Origin of the sequence: Paraburkholderia humisilvae (assembly GCF_902859855.1) — a bacterium.
In the GTDB taxonomy this organism is placed as follows: Bacteria; Pseudomonadota; Gammaproteobacteria; order Burkholderiales; family Burkholderiaceae; genus Paraburkholderia; species Paraburkholderia humisilvae.
On sequence record NZ_CADIKH010000258.1, the window covers coordinates 1 to 2448 of the forward strand.

The 2448-nt window shown below is 56.7% G+C and carries 2 pseudogenes; one reads left to right on the plus strand and one right to left on the minus strand.

From position 1 onward, the window contains the following. Positions 1–104: 104 nt before the first annotated feature. Positions 105–568 (minus strand): annotated as a pseudogene (locus HV796_RS45195) (IS66 family transposase); the annotation flags it as partial. Positions 569–2005: 1437 nt separating this feature from the next. On the opposite strand from HV796_RS45195, the pseudogene HV796_RS41650 reads away from it, so the two are divergent. Continuing rightward, positions 2006–2116 (plus strand): annotated as a pseudogene (locus HV796_RS41650) (IS21-like element helper ATPase IstB); the annotation flags it as partial. Positions 2117–2448: the final 332 nt, after the last annotated feature.

The following is a 2448-nucleotide window of genomic DNA, read 5'->3' on the forward strand; positions in this document are numbered from 1 at the left end:
GTTGCCTCGTCCAACGGCTTCTTTGCCATGGTGCGTATCTCCATTCAATCCGTTAGAGATATAACGCGCCAGCATCGAATCGGTTGTCATGTTTTATGGGAAACTCAATAGATGCTATGTGGGAGGGCAGTGACGTCGACACCCGGCGCACGCTGTGGCCGTTCGGTGAGCACATGCAGGAGGCATGCGTAGGGTTCGACATTGCAGGTCCAACACGCGAGCATCAGACTATAGACCATCGCGCTCGCATTCGCCTCGGCAACCGTGCCACTGAACATCCATGAGGACCTGCAGGTACAGATGACTTTGTTATCGACCAGCGCGCACGTGCGTCGATCACGTAGCGGCTGAGGCACGCCCACTGATTGCGTGTGTCCGCGATCGCCTTGCCCAGCAGACCCTGGGGCAGGACCTGCGGCACCTATTCATCGAGCCACCCTCTGATGGGCGCAAGTAGCGGCACGCTGCGCTCCTGGCGCAACCGGTATGTACGTTCAATTTCGCCTTCGGGCGGATCGACTTTGGTTAGAGTCTCGACCTGATGCAACGCTTTGAAGTATTCCAGTGCCTATGCAGCGCCTGCCGTGACAGCGGCGAACATTGCCACACTGGCGCTCCTGCCCGGCAGCGGCCGCGCGGGCATCGGTGCGGTGATCACACCGGCGCACACTCGGGCTCGGCGTGACCGTCTGGGGGCGTGAATAATCGTCATGACGTCACGCATAGGCTGTGTACTACTTACAGAGTGAGAAGGGATGCGTCGCAAAACCACGTCGCAGCTAATCTCTCTCTCAGAGGATTAGATCTCAGCCCGCACTTGCTTGCCACAGTACCGCCGGCGATGCCGGCTGGGTTCTCCAAGGGGCGTCCCCTTGGAGCACGAGATATGGGAATGCGTCAGCATTTCCGTTTACATATCTGTCGTGCCTCGGCTTTCAGCCGACCGCCCGACGATAGATCATCAACTGGTGAAAATGAATCGACCTTGGATCATTTCTGGATCTCGGGGATGCAATGAGGATCAGGAATTCATCGTTCTCGGGTGCTTGAGGACGCGGATACGGACACGCTCAGCTCGGCGCGAACAGATCATTCACAGAGTCGCGCGTCAAGCCGGTGACTTCTGCTGGGCGGAACCCGTAGTAGACTATAAGGCGGATGAATCGCATGATCGCGGCAACCCTCAACGCTCGAGTGGTCGATCGAATGCAGAAGCTTGCATACCATCCTCCAATCCAATGCCCGCGGTGGAAGTTCTCCGCGATAGGTACGCGGTGTGTCGAAAATATCGAAGCAATCCCTCGTGTATCGTTGATCGGCGCTGAACATCAGAAAGGCACGCAGTGTGCAATCGTATGCTGAAGAGTCTGACGGCAAAGATGATTGCTGGTCTGATCGACAAAGCGTTCGACATCCTTGGATCTGATGCTGGCAAGGCGGCGCTTCGAACAGGGGCTCGACAGGAAGTCAGGAATTGACCTCAGGTGATCCTGTATATCAATGAGATGGGAGCGGTATTGCGAAATGAGTGGGTCGAACCGGCCCGGTTTAGCCACCGGAACAAAGAGATCTCGATCCCTCAGAAAGCGCACTGCTGCTCGCTGCGTGACGCGGTATGACGTCTCGTGCCGACCATGGCGCGAACCAGCGGGTGCTCTCGAGGCAATCGGGAGGCTGGTGCCAGCCGCTACATGGTGATAGGCAAGAAGCTCACGGAAACGGTACGTGGCGCTCTGCGTAAATACGCGTATAGCCGCGCTCGACGATCCACGCAGAAAAATCGCGGACTAGTGGTCCTTGCGGGCCGACAGCATAGTGCGGCTGATCGCGGGGAAAGAATAATTCCAGCATGTGAATCTCCCATTGAAGTGGACGGTAGGATCACAGTAGCTCGTCCCGGTTATATGTAGTTCCGGGGGCCTCAAAGTCCCAGCGGCCGAAGCTCGCGGCGGCTGACTCTGCATAACGATGCCCTGCACATAGTCCGGTAAGGTTATGCAAAACATTATTTGATGACCTGTCGTGCGTACGCAAGGATTGGGCCGAGACGAGCGTGCTGTTCAAGCTGATCGCAGAGCGATACGAACGGCGAAGCCTTTTGATCATGACCAATCGGCGGCTACAGCGTGCGACTGTAGCGGCGTTTGGACTTGCGGTTCGGGTGCGGCTTTGGCACCGGTGGAGCAAACTCCTTGTACTAAAGACATCGCAATCGTAGCCCTGGTCGTCAAGGATGGCCTTGGCGCACAGATGCTTGACAAGCTCCAGCGCACACGAGATGTCCTATAGGGAAGGTCCGCAAAAGTGCAGACACGGAAGTGTATGTGGGCTATCCTAGGATCAATAGAATTCAACGGGCACGGTGATGAGACAGATAGGTCTGGGTCTGGATCTGAGAACGAAACGCACGCGCAAGCGGGAATGTCTCGAAGACATGAGACGCGTGGC